Source organism: Actinoplanes sp. NBRC 103695, from assembly GCF_030269485.1.
GTDB lineage: Bacteria > Actinomycetota > Actinomycetes > Mycobacteriales > Micromonosporaceae > Actinoplanes.
On the sequence record NZ_BSTL01000006.1, the window covers coordinates 202198 to 217424 of the forward strand.

Annotated in this window: 12 protein-coding genes, 1 pseudogene and 1 riboswitch; of the genes and pseudogenes, 6 read left to right on the forward strand and 7 right to left on the reverse strand. The window is 71.2% G+C overall.

What is annotated here, in order from left to right; genetic code table 11:
- The first annotated feature begins 28 nt into the window (after positions 1-28).
- Positions 29-1558 (forward strand): glucoamylase family protein, encoded by a 1530-nt coding sequence (locus QSK31_RS12055; RefSeq protein ID WP_285683592.1) that lies wholly within the window; start codon positions 29-31, stop codon positions 1556-1558.
- Positions 1555-3291: a GH39 family glycosyl hydrolase gene (locus tag QSK31_RS12060; RefSeq protein WP_285683593.1), complete on the forward strand. Its 1737-nt coding sequence runs from the start codon at positions 1555-1557 to the stop codon at positions 3289-3291. The genes QSK31_RS12055 and QSK31_RS12060 overlap by 4 nt, the downstream gene beginning before the upstream one ends.
- A gap of 43 nt (positions 3292-3334) precedes the next feature.
- Here the strand turns inward: QSK31_RS12060 and QSK31_RS12065 are convergent, their stop codons facing one another.
- The 4 genes from QSK31_RS12065 to QSK31_RS12080 are packed head-to-tail and all read right to left on the reverse strand — an operon-like array spanning position 3335 to position 7513.
- Positions 3335-3778, reverse strand: coding sequence for a DUF4396 domain-containing protein (locus tag QSK31_RS12065; protein ID WP_285683594.1), 444 nt, complete (start codon positions 3776-3778; stop codon positions 3335-3337).
- 26 nt (positions 3779-3804) lie between these two features.
- Positions 3805-6519, reverse strand: a complete 2715-nt coding sequence (locus QSK31_RS12070) for an ATP-binding protein (RefSeq protein ID WP_285683595.1) — start codon at positions 6517-6519, stop codon at positions 3805-3807.
- A gap of 41 nt (positions 6520-6560) precedes the next feature.
- A complete protein-coding gene (locus tag QSK31_RS12075) occupies positions 6561-7280 on the reverse strand; it encodes a CbtA family protein (protein ID WP_285683596.1) in 720 nt (239 codons plus the stop codon).
- A gap of 38 nt (positions 7281-7318) precedes the next feature.
- A complete protein-coding gene (locus QSK31_RS12080; protein WP_285683597.1) occupies positions 7319-7513 on the reverse strand; it encodes a CbtB domain-containing protein in 195 nt (64 codons plus the stop codon).
- Positions 7514-7516: 3 nt separating this feature from the next.
- Positions 7517-7659, reverse strand: a riboswitch (adenosylcobalamin (AdoCbl) riboswitch).
- Positions 7660-7799: 140 nt separating this feature from the next.
- Here QSK31_RS12080 and mycP point away from each other — a divergent pair.
- Positions 7800-8960 (forward strand): type VII secretion-associated serine protease mycosin, encoded by a 1161-nt coding sequence (mycP, locus tag QSK31_RS12085; protein ID WP_285683598.1) that lies wholly within the window; start codon positions 7800-7802, stop codon positions 8958-8960.
- 47 nt (positions 8961-9007) lie between these two features.
- Here the strand turns inward: mycP and QSK31_RS12090 are convergent, their stop codons facing one another.
- Positions 9008-9784, reverse strand: a complete 777-nt coding sequence (locus QSK31_RS12090) for an LLM class F420-dependent oxidoreductase (protein ID WP_285683599.1) — start codon at positions 9782-9784, stop codon at positions 9008-9010.
- A 53-nt stretch (positions 9785-9837) separates the two neighbouring features.
- Between QSK31_RS12090 and QSK31_RS12095 the strand changes: the two are divergent.
- The 3 genes and pseudogenes from QSK31_RS12095 to QSK31_RS12105 all read left to right on the forward strand — a co-directional run.
- Positions 9838-10520 (forward strand): annotated as a pseudogene (locus tag QSK31_RS12095) (FAD-dependent monooxygenase); the annotation flags it as partial.
- Between the two features lie 166 nt (positions 10521-10686).
- Complete coding sequence (locus QSK31_RS12100; RefSeq protein WP_285683600.1) at positions 10687-11970, forward strand: coiled-coil domain-containing protein; 1284 nt, start codon at positions 10687-10689, stop codon at positions 11968-11970.
- A gap of 1324 nt (positions 11971-13294) precedes the next feature.
- Positions 13295-13633, forward strand: coding sequence for an RNA polymerase-binding protein RbpA (locus QSK31_RS12105; protein ID WP_285683602.1), 339 nt, complete (start codon positions 13295-13297; stop codon positions 13631-13633).
- Positions 13634-13729: 96 nt separating this feature from the next.
- Here the strand turns inward: QSK31_RS12105 and QSK31_RS12110 are convergent, their stop codons facing one another.
- Together QSK31_RS12110 and QSK31_RS12115 are read right to left on the reverse strand one after the other, a co-directional pair.
- Positions 13730-14305, reverse strand: coding sequence for an FxsA family protein (locus tag QSK31_RS12110; protein WP_285683603.1), 576 nt, complete (start codon positions 14303-14305; stop codon positions 13730-13732).
- Between the two features lie 133 nt (positions 14306-14438).
- On the reverse strand, positions 14439-15227 hold the full coding sequence (locus QSK31_RS12115; protein ID WP_285683604.1) for a polyprenol monophosphomannose synthase: 789 nt from the start codon (positions 15225-15227) through the stop codon (positions 14439-14441).

Below are 15227 nucleotides of genomic sequence, written 5' to 3' on the forward strand. Positions count from 1 at the left end.
AGGCCGGACTCAAGTGAGAGGTACGCACGTGAGACGTCTGCTCGTACCCGTGATCTCGATGATCTTGATCTTCTCGGCGACCCCTGCCACGGCCGCCACGAGCCCGTTGAGGACCTGGGCGAAGGACACGTGGCGGTCGATGGTCGCGATGACCGACGCGCAGACCGGCCTGGTGTCCGACAACATCACCGGCGACCTGGCCACCCGGGCGAAGTACACGTCGCCGACGAACATCGGCGGCTACCTGTGGTCGGCGGTGGCGGCCGACCGGCTGGGCATCATCTCCGGGCGTGAGTCCCGCGCCCGGATCGGCCGGACCCTGGACACCCTGGCCACGCTCGAGCACCACGAGCCGTCCGGGATGTTCTACAACTGGTACGACCCGGCGACCGGTGACGTGGTCACCACCTGGCCGGAGGACGACCATCACGCGGTGACGCCGTTCCTGTCGAGCGTGGACAACGGCTGGCTGGCCGCGGCGCTGCGGGTGGTCCGTGGCGCGTACCCGTCGCTGAAGGCCAAGGCGGACCGGGTGCTGACGCCGATGAACTTCGGCTTCTACTACAACCCGGCGGCGACCACGCCGATCGGGACGCGCGGGCTGATCCGGGGCGGGTTCTGGGACACCGCGCCGCCGCCTTCAACGACGTCGTGTTCTGTCCCGCAGAACGGGGTGTGGTTCACCTGCAACCACTACGACATCACGGTGACCGAGCCGCGGATCGCCACCTACCTGGGCATCGGGGCGGGGCAGATCCCGGCGAAGGCGTACTACGACACGATGCGCACCCTGCCGGACAGCTGCGACTACTCATGGCAGGAGATGCAGCCGCGGGGATTCACCACGACCCTTCTGGGAACAGAGGTGTACGAGGGCTCGTACCGGTACCGGGGTATCACGTTCGTGCCGTCGTGGGGCGGGGACATGTTCGAGGCGCTGATGCCGGACCTGTTCGTTCCGGAGGCGCAGTGGGGCCCGCGGTCGTGGGGGCGTAACCATCCGGCGACGGTGGCGGGGCAGATCGAGCACGGCCTGAACGACGCGAAGTACGGCTACTGGGGCTTCTCCCCCGCGTCCGACCCGGCCGGCGGATACGGCGTCTACGGGGTGGACGCCATGGGCATGGACACCGGCGGCTACCCGTCGGACGTGCAGAAGTCCAACTACGACGCCGGTTTCGGCGCGTGCCGGCCGGCCGGTCCGGCGCCCCGCTACGGCGACGGGGTGGTGACGCCGCACGCCGCGTTCCTGGGCCTGCCGTACGCGCCGCGTCCCGCCGTGGCGAACCTGTCCCGGCTGGCCGCGAACTTCGACGCGTACGGGCCCGGCGGGTTCTACGACGCGGTCAACGTGGGCACCGGCCAGGTGGCCAGGCGGTACCTGTCCCTCGACCAGGCGATGATCATCGGCGCCGTGGGCAACCACCTGGGCGGGAACGTGCTCAAGGAGGCCTTCGTGGATCGCACGTTCGAGCGGCGGGTGCGTCCGCTGCTGGCGGCGGAGACGTTCAACGTGCCCGCGGGGCAGCGGCTGCCGCAACTGGGAGGCGGCCGATGACAGCCCAGGCGAACTGGGCCGCGTTGATGGGTTCCGGGGGCGCGCAGGACCGTGTCCCCGGCGAGACGACGGTCGCCGACCTGCCCGCGCCGGGCAATGTGCGGGCGGTCGCGGGCCGCGAGCAGGTGACGGTGTCGTGGGATCCGGTGCCCGGCGCGATCGGCTACGCGGTGCACCGGTCGGCGTCGGCGGACGGCCCGTTCACGGTGGCCGACTTCGGCGGCGGCGACGTCCTGGCCGTCCCGCACGGCCCGTTCGCCGACACCACCGGTTCCGGTGAACGGTTCTACGCGGTCGCGGCCCTGGCCACGGTCACCGCGATGGGTGCGCTGTCGGCGCCGGCCGAGGTGGCCGAGGGCGACTCGTCGGCGCGGGTCCAGATCAAGGCGGGTCCTTCGGGTACGCCGCTGCACCGCGTGTGGCGGGCCATGGTGGGTTCCGAGCACCTGTCACATCTGCTGTCCACGGATCGCAGCGGTGGCCGGGAGATCGGCGCCGAGCTGCGCGACGCCCTGGCGCGGGCGCAGGCGGAGCTGCAGATCGCGACCGTGCGCGCCCACGGGATCCTCTCGGATGATTTCGCGACCGCCGACGCCGTCTACGACCAGGTGCTGGCGCTGGGCTACCGGCCGGTGGTGGAGCTCGGCTTCATGCCCCGCGACCTGGCCCGGGATCCGTCGCGGACCGTCTTCGCGTACGAGGGGATCATCTCTCCGCCGGCCGACTGGGACGCCTGGGCCGCGCTGATCCGGGACTTCGCGGCGCATCTGATCGACCGGTACGGCCGCGACGAGGTCGTGAACCACTGGACGTTCGAGGTGTGGAACGAGGCCAACCTGTCGGTGTTCTGGTCGGGCACCCCGCAGGAGTACTGGCGGCTGTACGACGTGACCGCCCGGGCGCTGCGCTCGGTGGACGCCGGGATCCGGGTCGGTGGCCCGGCGACGGCGGCGGCCGGCTGGATCGAGGAGCAGACCGCCCGCGACGACGTCGACTTCCTGTCCACCCACGTCTACGGCACCGCGCCGCTGGACCTGCGTCCGCTGGCCGGCGGGAGGCCGCTGCTGTGGACCGAGTGGGGGGTGACCGCCACGCACGGGCATCCGATCAACGACTCGGTGTTCGCGGCGGCGTTCCTGCTGCGGGGCATGCGGTCGGCGGCCGGGCGGGTGGACGCGCTCGCGCCCTGGGTGATCTCGGATCACTTCGAGGAGCTGGGCCGTCCGGAGCGGCTGATACACGGCGGGTTCGGGCTGCTCACGGTCGGGAACCTGGCGAAGCCGAAGTACTGGGCGATGCGCCTGCTGGAGCGCCTGGGCGAGGTCGAGGCGCCGGTGTCGCTGTCCGGTGACGGCGCCGGGAGCCTGGTCGAGGCGTGGGCGTCCCCCACCGCGGTGCTGGTGTGGAACGGCACGCTCGACCAGTCCAAGGCTCTCGGGGCGGCCGGCCTCGACCGGCTGGTGCGCATCACGCTGCCGGTGCCGGAGCCCGGTGACTATGTCGTCCGGGTCTGGCGGGTGGACGCGCTGCACGGCAACGTGGCCGCCCGGTGGGAGGCCCTCGGTGGGGGCGCCGACTGGCCGGACGACGAGCAGTGGCTGGCGTTGTCGGCCGAGGACCGCCTCGACGAGGCGGAACCGGCCCGCACCGTGACCGCCGGCGCCTCCGTGGAGATCGAGGTCGACCTGCCCAATCCCGGTATCGCCCTGGTGGAAGTTCAGCCGGCTGGTTGACCTTCCGCGGCACGGGTCATTGTTCGTCTCGCCGTCTCGCCGGCTACATCTGGTGATGCTGGTGCACGACGGCGTGGCCCTTGCCGCGGGAGATCATCCACCGGTTGACCGGCGTGGTGAGCACGAACGCGACGGCCAGCGACGCGGCCAGGGTGAGCCAGAACAGGGCGCTGCCGAGACCGGCGTCCATGGCGCCGGGGACGGCGAGGATGAACCCGTTGTCGACGATCTCCATGACGGCGATCGAGACGGTGTCCGCGGCCAGGGCCACACCCAGGGCGGCGCGGAGGGCGAGCCCGGTGCGCAGCACGCCGCGCATGGTGAGGGCGTAGCCGAAGACGAAGGCCAGCGCGATCGACAGGACGACGGTGGCGGCGTTGTGCAGGCCGAGCGAGGTGCCGATCACCATGCCGAGGATCTCGCCGATGGCGCAGCCGGTCAGGCAGTGCAGGGTGGCGGTGGCCGCCATCTTCCAGGAGGCGTTCATACCCCCGAAGGTACCCCCTGGGGGTATCAGACGGGAAGGTGGAGGTGATCGGCGGCACGTTCCAGCTCCAGGTGCAACGTGCGCAGATCGTCACCGACCCCCGCGTGCAACCTGCCCGCCCGCGCCTCGTTCTCGATGCGCTCGCACACCTCACTCACCGCCGTCGCCCCGATGTTCCCGGCCGCACCCCGCAGACTGTGCGCCTCGTCCTCCAGCACCCCCAGGTCACCAGCCTGGAAAGCCTCGTCCAGCACCGAGACGTGCCGCGGCGCCCGCGACCTGAACGACGAGACGAGCCGTTCCACCAGGGCCAGCTCCGGCACGGTCCGGTCACCGGCCAGCTCGGCCAGCCGGTGACCGATCGGATCCCCGCCGGTACGCGCCACCCGGGTGACCTCACTCGCCACCCACCGGGCCAGCGTCCGATCCAGCTCCACCGGGTCGACCGGCTTCGCCAGATAGTCGTCCATCCCCGCGGCAAGACACCGCTCCCGGTCCGCGACCAGCGCGCTCGCGGTCATCGCGATGATCGGGGTGTGCCGCCCCCCGCCCGCCTCCCGATGCCGGATCTCCGCCGTCGCCGAGAAACCGTCCATCCGCGGCATCCGGCAGTCCATCAGGATCGCGTCGTAGTCCCGGCGCGCCGACATGTCACACGCCTCGATGCCGTCCCCGGCAACGTCGCTCTGATAGCCGAGGCTCGACAGGATGCCCGTCGCCACCATCTGGTTGATGTCGTTGTCCTCGGCCAGCAGGATCATGCCCTTCCCGCCGGCGGTGCGCGCCGCGACGGGCAGCACGGCCGGCACCGGCCCGACAGCGGCCATGCTCTGCGCCAGCAGGTCGTACAACGCCGACCGACGCACCGGCTTCGGCAGGTAGGTGGGTGCTCCGGCGCCGTCCGCCCCAGCGGGCGGGTTCTCGTTCAAGACGACGATGCGTACGCCGGGAATACCGACGTCCCCGGTGACGATGCGGGCCAGCCCCTCCGTGTCCACGTCGTCGTCGGCGTCCAGCAGCAGCAGGTCGTACGGCCGCCCGAACAACGCCGCCTCCCGCAAGATGTGCAACGTGTCGACCGCGCTGCCGGCCGTCGCCACCGTCATCCCCCAGCGGCGCAGATCGTCCTCCAGCGCCTCCCGGTCCGGCCCGGCGCCGGCGACCAGGATGCGCAGCCCCGCACTCCCGGCAACCGTGTCGCAGACCCCGCCCGAGGCCGGCTCGAACGGTATCTCGCACCAGAACGTGCTGCCCTGACCCGGTTCGCTGTCCACCCCGATGGTGCCACCCATCGCCTCGATCAGCTGCCGGCTGATCGCCAGACCCAGACCGGTCCCACCGTACGCGCGGGTGGTCGACGCGTCGGCCTGCGTGAACGGCTCGAACAACCGCTCCCCATCCTCCGCCGGAATACCGATACCGGTGTCGGTCACCTCGAACCGGATCACCACCGCGTCGGCACCCGGCCGCGTCGGCAACCGGTCCGCGCGAATCGTCACACTGCCCTGCCCGGTGAACTTGACCGCGTTGCCCGCCAGATTGATCAGGACCTGCCGGACCCGGCCGCCGTCACCGCGTACCGCCTCGGGCAGTTGCGGGCCGCGCCGGGTGACCAGCGTCAGACCCTTGTCCTCGGCCACCGGCGCGATCAGCGCCGCCGTATCGGCCAGCAGCGCGGTCAGGTCGAAGTCATGGTCGTAGAAGACGATCTTCCCCGCCTCGATCTTGGAGAAGTCGAGGATGTCGTTGATCACCCCGAGCAGCGCGTTCCCGGCCCGGTGGATCCCCGACGCGTAACGGCGCTGCGCATCGTCCAGATCCGTACCCATCAACAGCGACGCCAGCCCCAGCACCCCGTTCATCGGCGTCCGGATCTCATGGCTCATCGTGGCCATGAACTCGCTCTTCACCCGGCTCTGCGCCAACGCCTCGTCCCGGGCCCGCTCGGCCGCCTCGGTGGCCTCCCGCAGACCGGTCACATCCAGCGAGACACCGCACACCGCGTACAGATCGCCCTGATGATCGTGCAGCGGGAACTTGTTGCTCTCATACACCCGACCCCGGCTGTCCGTCTCCCGCACATGAATGGGCGCATGGTGCGCGCGGGCGTCGGTGGCCCGCCACGTAGCCGCCAGCTTCGGGTCGAAAGCCTCGTCGGTCTCACCGATGATCACACCCGGATCCAGCCCGAACGACCGCTCGAACGTGGTGTTGGCAAGCAGATAACGGCCGTCGAGATCCTTCACGTAGATCAACGACTGGCTGTTCGCGATGATCGCCCCCAGCATCGCCGCCTGGGCGTCGCGCTCCGCCTCCGCCTCCGCACGGGCATCGGCGACCCGCTCCCGCAACTCGATGCCATACCGGCGCTGCTGCGCGGCCGGATCGACGAACAACGCACCCGTCCCGTCCAGCAGCACCCCGTAACCACGCCGCAAAGTCCAGTAGTAGACGCCGACGACCGCGGTCAGAACATCCCAGACAGCCGTCGGCCACAAACTCCAGCCCGCCAGATCGTGCATCGCCGCCATCTGCGGCGGCACAAAACCGCCCGGCCAGTACATCGCCGCATGAAACGCATGACCCACAGCACAGCTGAAGAAGATCAAAGCCGTCGCAACCGCGAGCCGGTTCGCGCGAAACTGCCCCGCCCGCACCACCGGCACCACGATCGCCACACAGATCGCCGCGTACGCGCACGCGATGACGACGTTGCCGGCGAGTGCCCACTGCTGCGCCACATCAACCCGATCGGCCGCCGTAGCGCAGCACTGAGCCCGTTCTACACCGTTGCGCTCCTCATCTCCGCTTCCGTCACCGGCGAACGACGGCGGGCCGTCAGAGCACCGAAGGTCAGACCGAGCACGGCCCACATCACGACCTGCGTGCCCAGCGACGTCAACCGGAAATTCCACAACAGGCTCGCCGGGAACGTCGCCGACACCTCGTCGATGTTCGGCAACAACACAAACCCGATCACCACGACCAGCAGGAACGCGCCCAGCCCGGCGGTCAGCCGCAACCACTCGGCCGCACCCGAGCGCAACGACCGGAACGCCAGCACCGACGCCCAGACCGCGACCACCCCGATCACCAGGATCGCCAGATAACTGGCCGTCCGCTGATCGATGGTCGACGGATCACCCACCGCCGGCGGATTCGGCGGGTACTTCACCCACGGCACCAGAACCACCCCGACCAGACCCGCCGCGGCCAGCCCCAGAGCGGCGCGGGTGTCATCCGGGGTACGCAGACGGCGACGCAGCAGGGCGAACCCGACCGCGAACAAACCACCCAGCGCCACCCCGTACAGGCCCGTCGCCAGGAACAACCCCGCCTTCTGACCGTCCCGCGAAACCAGAGGCGGCTCCTCGTCCGCAGCCGCCGGCGGCGCGGCCGCCTCCTCGATCGCGATCGCCGCATCCACCTTCGGCTCACCGAACGCAAACGCGAAGACCCCGGCCAGCAGACCGGCGATCAGACCCGCAAGCAGGCCACGCAACAGAATGGCGCCGAAACCCCGCGCCCCGGGAGCCGCGCTCAGTGACACGGGACGCCGAGCAGGTGCCGGCCGTCGTGCATCAGCTCATGCAAGTACATGCCCGACTGCGAAACCGCACCCTGATCGAACGCCACCAGATAGGCCAGCAACAACGCACCGACCACCACGGCCAGAGCGATCCACAACAACCGCGGAGTAACCAGCGGCGACGAGACCGACGTGGGCTGAGACATAGAAACCTTCCTTACGGGATGACGCGTCCCGGTAGAGCAGGCTGCGAACACGTGAGAATCCTGGCTCGCCGGAAACCCGGCTCACAGTGGCGCGACCGCACCGGACTCACACCGGTTTCCCTCACATGCCGCAGTTGGTCCCTACAACCTATCGATGCACCCGCACCCGCGCCAGGGTGGCGGACATCGCAACCCCGCCCCGCCCGGTAGCATCCACCCGGATCGTTGAACGGGGGTTCACAGGATGCGTCTCGGCCGGCCGGCAGCCGCAGTCACAACCGTGGCGATGGTGGTACTGCTGACACCCGCCCCGGCCCAGGCACGGCTCGCACCCTGCGACCAGACACCGGCCACCGGACAGGTCAACCGCAAACTCCCCTACGAGGACCAGCTCTACGACCTGCCCCGGCTCGCACCCGTCGCCACCGGCGCCGGCGTCCGCGTCGCCGTCATCGACTCCGGCGTGGACTCCCGCCACCCCCAGCTCGACGGCCGCGTCGAGGACGGCCGCGACCTGCTGCACGGCGACAGCGACGCCCGCCAGGACTGCGTCGGCCACGGCACCGCCGTCGCCAGCATCATCGCCGCCAGACAAGCCGACGGCATCCCCTTCCACGGCCTCGCCCCCGACGCCACCATCGTGCCCGTCCGCATCACCGAGAAAGAAACCATCGACGGCAAAGAGGTCGGCCAGGACGGCAGCCCCGCCGAATTCGCCGAAGCCATCACCTGGGCCGCCAGCAAAACCGGCGGCAACGCCCAGGTCATCAACCTCTCCGTCGTCATGACCCAGGACAACGCCCAGGTCCGCCGCGCCGTCCAGCAGGCCGTCGCCGACGGCGTCGTGATCGTCGCCGCCGCCGGCAACCAGGGCAACACCAGCGACGCCAACCCCACCCCCTACCCCGCCGCCTACTCCGGCGTCATCGGCGTCGGCGCGGTCGGCCCCACCGGAACCCGGGCCGACTTCTCCCAGCACGGCCCCTACGTCGACATCGTCGCCACCGGCGACGCCGTCACCGTCGCCACCCCCGGCTCCGGACACACCACCCAGAAAGGCACCAGCTTCGCCACCCCCTTCGTGGCCGCCACCGCCGCGCTCATCCTGCAACGGCAACCCCGCCTCACCCCCGCCCAGGTACAACGCCGCATCATCGCCACCGCCGACCCCGCCCCCGGCGGCAACCACAGCGACGAATACGGCTTCGGCCTGCTCAACCCCTACCGAGCCGTCACCGAAACCCTCGGCCCCGAACGCCGGCCCTCACCCGCCGCCGCACCCGACAACCGCGACGACCCCGCCACCGTCGCCCTGCAGACCCGCCGCGCCGCATCCCAGCAGAAGGCCCTCATCTTCGGCCTCATCGGCCTCGGCGCCGTCCTGCTCGTCACCCTCGCCGGCATCGTCATCCGCCGGGGCCGCCGCCGCGGCTGGCACCCCGCCTAGGGTTCGGCCCAGGTCTACCGCCCAGGTCTACGGCCCAGGTCTCCGGCCTACCCGTTGCGCACGTCCCGCCACGCCAGCCAGCGCCGCACCTCGGCCATGTCGAAATCCGGGCCCTCCACCAGGACCACGAACGTCGACACGCCCCGGCCCAGATAATCCGGGCCCACCTCGCGCGGCTCACCCCGTACGAAAGCCGATCTCTCGATCTCCCCCGGATCCCGGCCCAGCTCCCGGCACCGCGCATCCACCACCCGCGACGCCGCCGACAACTGCTCGCCGTCCGCGAACGTGTGCCACCGATCCGCCTGCTCCGCCACCAGCCGCAACGCCCGCGGGCCGTTCGCCGCCACCAACAACGGCACCTCCGCCGGCGGATTCAGCGAACCCAGCCGCCGCCGCACCCGCACGGCCGCCTCACCCAGCTGAGCAACCCGCTCCCCCGCCGAACCGAACTCGTACCCATACGCCTCGTACTCGAACTTGCGGAACCCCGCACCCAGCCCCAGCACCATCCGCCCGCCGCTGACGTGATCGACCGTCCGCGCCATGTCCGCCAGCAGATCCGCGTTCCGGTACGCCACACACGACACCAGCATCCCGATCTCCACCCGCGACGTCGCCTCCGCCCACGACGACAGCGTCATCCACCCCTCGAAATGCCTCCCCGTCCGATCCTCGGCGCTACCCAGCGGAAAGAAGTGATCCCACCCGAACAACACATCCGCGCCCAGCTCCTCCGCCATCAGCGCGGCCCGCCGCACATCCGCGAAATCCCCCAACGCCGGCGCCACCTGAACCCCGACCCGCACCCGTCTGTCATCCACGAAAGACGAGGATAAGGACCCAGAACGACCACAGCGTCACCGCCGAACTCGCCGACGGCACCCACCTGCACGCCCGCCCACCCCTGGGCGGACAGGGCCTCAACCTCGGCATCCAGGACGCCTTCAACCTCGGCTGGAAACTCGCCGCCCACTCAACGGATGGGCACCCGCCGACCTCCTCGACACCTACCAGACCGAACGCCGCCCGGTCGCCGCCGACGTCCTCGACAACACCCGCGCCCAAGGCGTCCTCGACTCCACCGAACCCGGCCCGCAGGCGCTGCGCAAGCTGATGTCCGAGCTCATGGACTTCGAGAACGTCAACCGCCACCTCATGGAGAAGGTCACCGCCATCGGCGTCCGCTACGACCTCGGCGGCGGCCACGACCTGGTCGGCCGGCGCCTGCGCGACGTGGCCCTCGGGTCCGGGCGCCTCTACGACCTGACCCACGCCGGGCGGGGCCTTCTGCTCGACCGGACCGGCCGCCTCTCCGCCGGCGGCTGGACCGACCGTGTGGACCAGGCCGCTCTCGGCGAGAGCGACCGGCCCGCCCACGTCGCTGTCGGCGGGACCGGTCGGCTCTCCGCCGAGCGCGCGACTCGCACTGCCGATGTTGGCGACGAGCTGGACGTCCCCGCGGTTCTGCTCCGCCCCGACGGTCACGTGGCCTGGGTCGGCGACGACCAGCAGTCGCTGCGCGAGCACCTGCACCGCTGGCTCGGCGCGACCGGCTGACCCACCGGCCAAAACCAAAAGTCGGGTGTCGTTGATTCCTTTTAGGTCTTTTGCTTGTGTCGCGCGTGGAGTGCGGCGGCGCACGTCGCGTAGAGCATCCTAGGATGTTAGTGGTGCGGCGCGGCTGCCGGAGATCGACCGGCCAGGGCACTAACCTCCGGGTGCGATGGAAGAGAACAGCCGGCCCTGCGCCCATTGCGGCCGCCCGGTGGCGCAGCGGGCCTCCGCCGGCCGCCCGTTCCGCTACTGCCGCGACAACGACGGCGAGTGCCAGCGCGCCTCCCGCAACGTGCGGATGCGCCACCGCGCCTCCCCCGGCCTGGCCGGCGAGGTGGCCCGCACCTGGGAGGCCGTGGACCGCCTCGACCAGCTGGTCGGCACGCTCACCGAGGCGCTGCACGCCGAGATGTCCCCCGCCGGCGTGGAACGCCAGATCGCCGAGGTACGGGCCGAGACCTCCCGCCAGGTGGCGGCCGCCCACACCGACCGCGACGAGACACGCCGCGAGGCCGAACTGGCCGTCGTCGCCGCCACGGTGGCCCACCAGCGCGCCGAGGCGGCCGAGACCGAGCGCGACGAGGCCCGCCGCCTCACCGCCCTGGCCGACGCGGCGGCCGCCGAAGCCCGTACCGAAGCCGCCGAGGCCCGCACCGAGGCAGCCTCCGCCCGGGCGGAGGCCGACCAGATCGCCGCCGAGGCCCGCGCCGCCGTCTCCGCCGCCGCCGAGAACGCCCGCCAGGCCATGGCCGAGGCCCGCGATGCCCTGTCCGCCCTGTCCACGGCCGAGGCGGCCCACGACGAGACCCGCAAGACCCTTTCCGGCGTACGCGACCAGCACGCCGAAGCCCTCCGCACAGCCGAGGCAGCCCAGCGCGAGTCCAGCCTCGCCATCGAGGCCGTCCAGCGCGAGTCCAGCCTCGCCATCGAGGCAGCTCAGCGCGAATCCAGCCTCGCCGTCAAGGCCGCCCAGCGCGAATCCAGCCTCGCCGTCGCCGCCGCCCAGCAGGAGGCCGCCGAATCCCGCCGCGCCGCCGAGTCCGCGAGATCCGAGGCGGCCGATGCCCTCCGTACCGCCGACAAAGCCCGCGCCGAAACCGCCGAAGCCCGAGCCACCGCCCTGCGCAGCACCGACCAGGCCGCCGGCGCGGCCGAGGAGCTCACGGCCGTCCGGGCCCAGCTCACCGCCGTGACCACCGAACGCGACGAGACCGCCCGAGCCCTGGCCGACCTGAAGGCCACCGCCGACCGCGACCACCGCACCGCCACCCAGGACCTGGCCGACCTGGAACGCCGCCTGGCAGCCGCCCGAGCCGAAGCCGACGCCGCCGGCAACCGGGCCGCCCAGCTCTCCACCCAGATCAGCGACCTGGCCGCCGCATTGGCCGCTCTGAGCAATTCGCCCCGCCCCGCATCCTCGGCCCCGCCGCCCCGGACGTCCGCCCACACCTGAGGGCCGGGCGGCGGCCCTTTGTCATGCCCGAAAACCGGTGGAGCGGTCCCGGTGCGCACCGTTACCGTGCTGACCAACCGCCGAGCCGAGTAGTCAAGGACGTGCCGTTGTACTCCCTGTGAGACCTCCCGAGCGCTGATCTGTCGCGCGTCGCCCCGTGGCGCCGCGCTCCTTCCTGCTGCGGATTTCCTCACTGAAACGGTGTACCTCTGTGCTCACCACCTGGGCCGTAGCGCCCACCTGCCTGCCACTCGGCCGCCCTTGTCCCGTCAACAGTCTCCACGCCGCATCCGGGACAGCGGCCCGATGCACCATCCGACGCCTCACCGCTGACGCCTCGCACCACCGGCATCCCGAGGGGCTCGACATCCCGTCCCAGCCCGCGCACTCCACCCGCCAGCCAGGGCGCTGCCACGAGCCGCGTTGCCACGAGCCGCGTTGCCACCAGCCGGCGCGTGCTCACCAGCCGGCGCGTGCTCACCAGCCGGCGCGTGCTCACCAGCCGGCGCGTGCTCACCATTGGTCGGCGCGACTCAGGCGCAACCACCGCCAGCTCCTCGATCGGCCACGGATAACGCCGCCGGTCGCCGCGGGGCACGGCATTCCGCGCGCCGAGGCCGAGAGTCTGATCACCAGGGGGATGTACGTCCCGGCAGTCCGGCCGGCCGGCAAGCGTGGGAACAGTCCGGTGCGGCCGCATTGGCAGACGGGCCGCCGCACAGCTTCCTGGCAGCCGCCGCCCTGGCACCTGCCGCGCGCCGACGCGTCCGCCAAAGCCCGGGCCAACACCGCAAAAGCGGCAAATCGGTCGGCCCGCCGCCACCGCCCCCACCCCTGAACTGGGTGGGCCTGAGCGTAGCGCCGGCGGACCGGACGGCGAGGCCGCTGTCCACAGGAGGGAGCGATGTGGATAACGTCGTCAGTCCGGTTGATCTCGGCAATGCTCGATCACGTTCATCCGGAGATCTTCATGTCCGACTACGCCGAACGCCCCGCCGCGACTGCCGAGGCGCCCCGGACCGAGCTCGTGAGGGGCGCCTGGGGCGCCTGTGTCACCGTGAGGGATGACGCCTGGAGGGTTGGCGGGGCACCGAGTGACCAATATCGCAAGATGTGGAGAGCTCCCATAATGCCGTAAAGTGGACCAAGGTCCACTTCGGGGCGGTCGCGGAGTGACAGGTAAGGGGTGCGGGCCGCTACGCTCGTAAGCGTTAACACCGTCGACACACGATGACTCTTGACCGGGCGCGTCGGGCGGAATCGCGCGACCGTCCCTTTCGTTACACCAACGGAAGCAGCACCACGAGCGAGGGGAATGCCGATCATGGGCGAACGCATGCTGCGCGGCAGCCGTCTTGGCGCAGTCAGCTACGAGTCCGACCGCAACACCGAGCTGGCTCCCCGGCAGACCCGCGAGTACCTGTGCGTGAAGGGCCACCAGTTCGAGGTGCCGTTCGCTGTCGACGCCGAGGTCCCGGTGACCTGGGAGTGCAAGTTCGACGGGAGCATCGCGCGGCTGGTGGACGGCAATGAGCCGGAGCAGAAGAAGGCGAAGCCGCCGCGGACCCACTGGGACATGCTGCTGGAGCGGCGGTCCATCTCCGAGCTCGAGGACATCCTCAACGAGCGGCTCGAAGAGGTACGCACCCGGCGCGGCCGGTAACCAGCACAACCACGAGAAACGCCCCCTGCGACGTCGCAGGGGGCGTTCTTCATGTGTGCGACCGGCGGCTGGTGTCCGGGCCGCCGGAATGCGCGGTCAGCGGACGATCTCGCCCTCGATGACCGCGGAGGCCGGGCCGGCGGAGCCGGAGGGCGACCCGGAGGCCGTGGAGGGCTGGGCGGGAGACGCGGCTGAGGAGACGGAAGTGGTGGAGGGCGACGCCGGCGGGGTGGAGACCGGGTCGCCGCGGTGCACGCGGACCTTGCGGGGGCCGAACAGGTCGCCGGCGACCGCTGACGACAGCTGGCGCTCGGTCATCCGGCGTACCGCGTGGCGGGCCAGGATCCGGAACGGCGGCAGGACCAGCAGCAGTCCGGCGATGGAGCTGATGAACCCGGGCACCGCCAGCATCAACGCTCCCAGCAGCCCGACCAGGGAGTTGGTCACCTGCTCGCCGGGCGGGCGGCCGGCCTCGGCGGCCTCGCGGAACGCGCGCCACCCGCGGATGCCCTCGCGGCGCAGCAGGAGCAGGCCGGTGGCGCTGGTCACGGCGAGCGCGAGCATCGCCCAGAACGCGCCGACCCAGTGCACGACGCCGACGAACGTCGCGATCTCGGCGATCGCGAGCACAAACATGCCGAGGGGTAGCAAGGCCAGAACCGGGCGTCTCATACATCCAGCATGCCACGCCCGCGCCGGGTCACGGCCGGGCGAGTCGCGCCTCGGGCGGCGGCCCAGCACGACACGCCGGCGCCGGGTCGTACCGTGCCTCGGGGTGCGGGCCGCGTGAGCAGCCCGCGCCGGGTCACGGCCAGGTCGCGCCCTGCTTCGGGCGGCGGCCCAGACGTTGCATCAGGCCGTCCTTGCGTGCCTGCAGGCCCCACGTGGTGACCCTGAGCAGCTGCTCCCGGAAGACGTTGGAGCTCATCTTGCTGTCGCCGCGCTCCCGCTCGTGGAACGTGATCGGCACCTCGGTCATGCGGAAACCCTTGCGGTACGCCCGCCAGGCCAGCTCCACCTGGAACGAGTAGCCCAGCGAGGCGACCGTGGCGACGTCGATCGCGTCGAGGACCGCCATGCGGTAGGCGCGGTAGCCGCCGGTGGCGTCCCGGAACGGCATGCCGAGCGCCATCCGGATGTAGATGTTGCCGCAGCGCGACAGCAGCAGCCGGTGGGCGGGCCAGTTGTGCACCGAGCCGCCGGGGATGTACCGGGTGCCGAGCACCGCGTCGTTCTCGAGCAGCGCGTCGAGCAGCTTGTGCAGCTCCTCGGGGGCGTGCGAGCCGTCCGCGTCCATCTCGACGACCGCGTCGTAACCCTTGTTCTTGGCCCAGGCGAACCCGGCCACGTACGCCGCGCCGAGCCCTTCCTTGCCGGCCCGGTGCAGGACGAAGATGTGGTCGTCGGCCGCGGACAGCTCGTCGGCGATCTCGCCGGTGCCGTCAGGCGAATTGTCGTCGGCGACGAGGATGTCCACCGAGGGGACCGCCTTGCGCACCCGGTCCGCGATCAGCCGGATGTTCTCCGCCTCGTTGTAGGTCGGGATGATCACGAGGACCCGTCCGATCCCCGGATATCCTTCCGCCTCGGTCAC